Raw genomic sequence first — 3,800 nt, 5'->3', positions numbered from 1 at the left:
CGAGCTCCACCTCGACGTCGCGCCGGTTGTAGGAGATGAACTGCTCCCACCCGTCCGGGTCGGACGCAGGCGGGTTGCGCATCCCGCCCAGGTTGAAGACGCTGGGTGTGCCCGGGGTGCAGAACTGGCGGATGAGTTTCTTACCTGCACTGTCTTTGCGTACCGGCAGGTGAAGGACGGTGGCGACCTGGTCCAGGCTCATCGGCAGGCCGAGGTATGCGCTCCAGACCATGGTGCAGCGCCACTGCGCAGGATTGAGAAATCTGCGGCCCGCCATGAGCTCCGGGTACTGTCGGGCGAGCCAGCTTGAAAGGCAGATGCGCTCGAACGTGGCGTTGAACGCCCACTTCACTACGAGCGGGTCAACCAGTGCGGACAGCACCTTCTCGGGCAGCTGGTGTCCGTTGGCGAGATCGACGACCTCGACCGGGCCGCCGTCGATCGAGTAACCGAACAGCAGGAGCTCGAAGCCGTCGTGGTCGGCGTAGGGGTACACCCCGGAATTCGCCAGGTTCACCGGTGAGAAGGTCTCGATGTCAATGAAGAGTTCACGCATGCGCGACAGCTCCTAGAAAACAATGGGTGCTGGGAGGAGACCACCTCCCGGAAGTGGGCGTGGTGTCCTCCCAGCACGGGTGAAGGGTTAGCGGTCGTGGTCAGCGCGGTACTTCTCGAGCTCAGCCTCGGTATCAGCCATGAGCTTGTCGATGCGCTTGCGATCCTGGCGGATTGCCCGCCGTTCGGCAATCACAGAGGAGACCTTGATGACGATGAGACCGAGGACAGCGCCAACGAGCAGTGCCACGACTGTGGTGGTGTTTGCGGACAGCGCTGCTGAATAACACTCGTTCATGATGCTTCTCCGCTCTTCTAGTTGAGGAAGTCGTCCGAGGCTGCTGCGAAGCCTCCGAAGTCGGCCTCTGCGCTGATCCGGTTGCCGCCGAGCGGTTCGCCATCACGCAGCTTCTGGATGTTGCCCAGCCCGCAGGCGATACCCCGGTTGCCGTTCGTGTTGAACGCGTAGAAGCTGATGCTCACTCGCGCGTAGCAGCCCGAGTAGACCTCGTTGGCGTCCAGGATCGGCTGCAGGTCCGTACCCACGACCTGGGGTGGGGTGGTCGAGTTGGCGTTGACGAACATCGCGTTCGCATAAGCCTCATCATCGCGCTCGATATCACCATCACGCAGCGGGAGCTTCAAGGCGGCCTTGTTCGGGCGCTTGCCACCGAACTTGCCAATCCCAGCGTCGATCGCCGCGTCGATGGCGCGCTCGATCTTGGCCAGGGTCTCGGTGTCAGACTTCGGGATGATCAGGGACACGGAGTACTTGGGCTTGCCGCCCTGGATGGACTTTGCCTCGAAAATGTTGGCGTAGGACAGGCGAACTTCGCCGGTGACCACACGGGTCGGATTTGTTGCAGACATCTTGTCTTACCTACTTTCTTGTTCGTTACTTGATTGCAGTGAATTCATCTGTTGCCGACTGGATCTCCAGTGCGGGCCTCTTATCGGACTCGGGCACCAGCGTGGGCTTACCAGCGGGTTTGACCACGAGGTCCCCGAGGAGATCGGAAAAGCGCTTCTTGCCCAGCTGCTTCTCCAGCGCGGTGATGGTCTTGAGCTTGCGATCCCACACGTCGACACCGGCTGCCTCAGCTGTCTGGGCGACAGCGGCCTCGTCGGAGTATTTGCGGATCGAGCGGCCCTCGACGAGCTTGAACCCTGGCCAGGTCTTGCCCTGGTTCACCGCCAGCGACAGCGCGTGCGCTTCCACATCGGCAGCCCACGCCTTCAGGTCCGGAAGCTGGGCCAACACCTGTGCGATCTCGGCATCGCTGAGCTCGGCAGGGGGTGCGAACTCGTACTTGGCAAGCGCAAGGTTCGCCTCGGCGCGCGTCCGGCAAGTGGGTGCGAGCTTGCAGAACCGGCACCACTCACCAGGAGCGAACTCGCCATCCCCGCTGGCAGCCAGCGCGGCACGAGGCTTGACGACCTGTTCCGCCCACGCCTCTAGCTCGGCCACCGGAGCCCTCCAGGTTGAGACGTTCGAGCGTCTCGGCTGGAAGATCGTCACCGCCACTTCGTTGATGTCGTACAGCGACCCGAACGCGTTCAACGCTCCGAGGGCATAGAGCATGAGCTGCGGATTGTGCTCGGCCTCGACCATGACACCCTGGCCGTACTTCAAATCGATGATCTGAAGCGTGGGCTCGGCGATGATCACGCAGTCGCCGGTACCGAACCCACCCGGCACCACATGGGAGAAATCCAGGCGCTGCTCGATGAGCACCTGCGGATCAGCACACACCTGCCGCACATCACGCAGCCGTTCCTGAACGAAGGCCACGTAGTCATCCGTCAGGGCATCCATCTCCTCGTCATGCCAGCTTGAGACCGGCTTCGTGGTCGGAGCGTCATGGAGTGCTCGGCGCAGCTTCCACTCCGCCAGAGCATGCGCGGCGGTTCCTTGCTCGGCAGCAGACGAGGAGGACTCGGGTAGCCCAGCCTCCAGCGTTGCCGACGGCGGGCACGCCAACCACCGGTGCGCTCCCGAGGCGCTGAGCAGTGCGTGCTGGTCAGGCATCAGCAATCGCCTCCGCCTGCTCCAGCAGCTGCCCAAAGTTGGACGGGTCAACCTCGGAGAGCTTGTTTGCACCAGCTGTCTGGATGAGCTCGCGCACCTGCGCGGTATGGCCCGCCTGCGACAGGCGCGCCAACACCGTGCGGACCTGCTCCAACGTCACCTGCACAACCTCCGGAGAAGGAGTAGGTGCAGGAGCCGGTTCCGGGGCTGGCGGTTGGTGAGCCGCTTCGTACTCTTCGGCAGTTGCTTCCAGAGCTGGCTGGGCGAGCTGGGCTGCGGCGATCGGGCGAGCCCCCGACATGCCAGGGTGGTCCTCGAACGATTCCCACGCGGCCTCTTCGATCGCTGAGGCCAGCATCGTGACCCCTTCTGCGATCCGGTTCAGCGCCGGGATGTAGCGGTTCGCTTCGGTGACGTTCACGCGGCATCACCACCGCTCCGGGTGACCCCGACGGCGCGAGCCAGTGCCATGAGGTCGTCGTCTGGGCGGATGATTTCTACTGAGCGGACCTGGTTGCCCGGCACGAGAACGGTGAGCTGCTGTGGGTTGCCGAGCAGCTTGCGGGCGATCCTGCTTCGGATGCTGACCTTGCGGGTAGAGACCGCAGCGTCAGGTTCGGGCTGGTCAGTCAACGTGACCTTGAGACGATGCTTCGACATCGTTTCCTCCTTGTGAATCAGATGAGCGTCGGTTTGTGCTGGCCTTCATGTGGGCCGGGCACTCATACGCCCCCGACGGGAGCCAGATCCGGACATTCCTGCTCGATGAATTCCCGAAGTTTCTTCAGGGCCCGTTTGACTGAGCGCCCGATGCTGTTCGCGCGCTTGGTCACATCGGCTTCGTCGGCACGGGGCAGCTCATCACGCGCGATCTCGACGAAGGAGAGCCGCTCAAACACGTGCAGGCGGATGTGTTCGGCTTGCTTGGCGCTGACTTGAGACAGCAGCCAATCGACAACCAGCTCACTGTCGACCTGGTCTTCGTGAACCGAGACGTTCAGATACTGGGGTCCGTCATGGACCTCGACTTCCCAGTCGTTATAGGAGAGGTCGCCACGATTTCGAGCGTTTTCAGCGGCACGAAAACTGTGGTAGGCAGCGCGCAGATAGTCGACTTTCCATTCCGGCACGTACGTCGGGTCGTAGAGCAAGCCGAGAACCTCATCGGCGCTCAGGCCAAGTTCTTCGTCTCCAACGGGTGGGTCGACGAGCTCGA

The 3,800-nt window shown here is 62.7% G+C and carries 6 protein-coding genes and 1 pseudogene; all 7 read right to left on the bottom strand.

The window, feature by feature from the left end; translation table 11 throughout:
- Positions 1-556, bottom strand: a pseudogene (locus Q0X61_RS12820) (DNA polymerase); the annotation flags it as partial.
- Positions 557-643: 87 nt separating this feature from the next.
- Positions 644-853, bottom strand: a complete 210-nt coding sequence (locus Q0X61_RS12815; RefSeq protein WP_005295518.1) for a LapA family protein — start codon at positions 851-853, stop codon at positions 644-646.
- A 17-nt stretch (positions 854-870) separates the two neighbouring features.
- The gene (locus tag Q0X61_RS12810; RefSeq protein WP_013888887.1) at positions 871-1,425 is read right to left on the bottom strand and encodes a DUF2815 family protein; all 555 of its coding nucleotides are present in this window, start codon (positions 1,423-1,425) and stop codon (positions 871-873) included.
- A gap of 25 nt (positions 1,426-1,450) precedes the next feature.
- Complete coding sequence (locus Q0X61_RS12805; RefSeq protein WP_201517965.1) at positions 1,451-2,584, bottom strand: DUF2800 domain-containing protein; 1,134 nt, start codon at positions 2,582-2,584, stop codon at positions 1,451-1,453.
- A complete protein-coding gene (locus Q0X61_RS12800; protein ID WP_070454655.1) occupies positions 2,577-3,005 on the bottom strand; it encodes a hypothetical protein in 429 nt (142 codons plus the stop codon). The genes Q0X61_RS12805 and Q0X61_RS12800 overlap by 8 nt, the downstream gene beginning before the upstream one ends.
- On the bottom strand, positions 3,002-3,244 hold the full coding sequence (locus Q0X61_RS12795) for a hypothetical protein (protein WP_070509906.1): 243 nt from the start codon (positions 3,242-3,244) through the stop codon (positions 3,002-3,004). The genes Q0X61_RS12800 and Q0X61_RS12795 overlap by 4 nt, the downstream gene beginning before the upstream one ends.
- 62 nt (positions 3,245-3,306) lie before the next feature.
- Positions 3,307-3,800, bottom strand: a 494-nt coding sequence (locus Q0X61_RS12790) for a hypothetical protein (RefSeq protein WP_297743224.1), incomplete at its 5' end; no start/stop codon positions are given.

The organism is uncultured Tessaracoccus sp. (assembly GCF_947255005.1).
Taxonomy (GTDB): domain Bacteria; phylum Actinomycetota; class Actinomycetes; order Propionibacteriales; family Propionibacteriaceae; genus Arachnia.
Note: the sequence above shows the minus strand (reverse complement) of the source record. Positions and strands in the feature narration are given on the sequence as shown.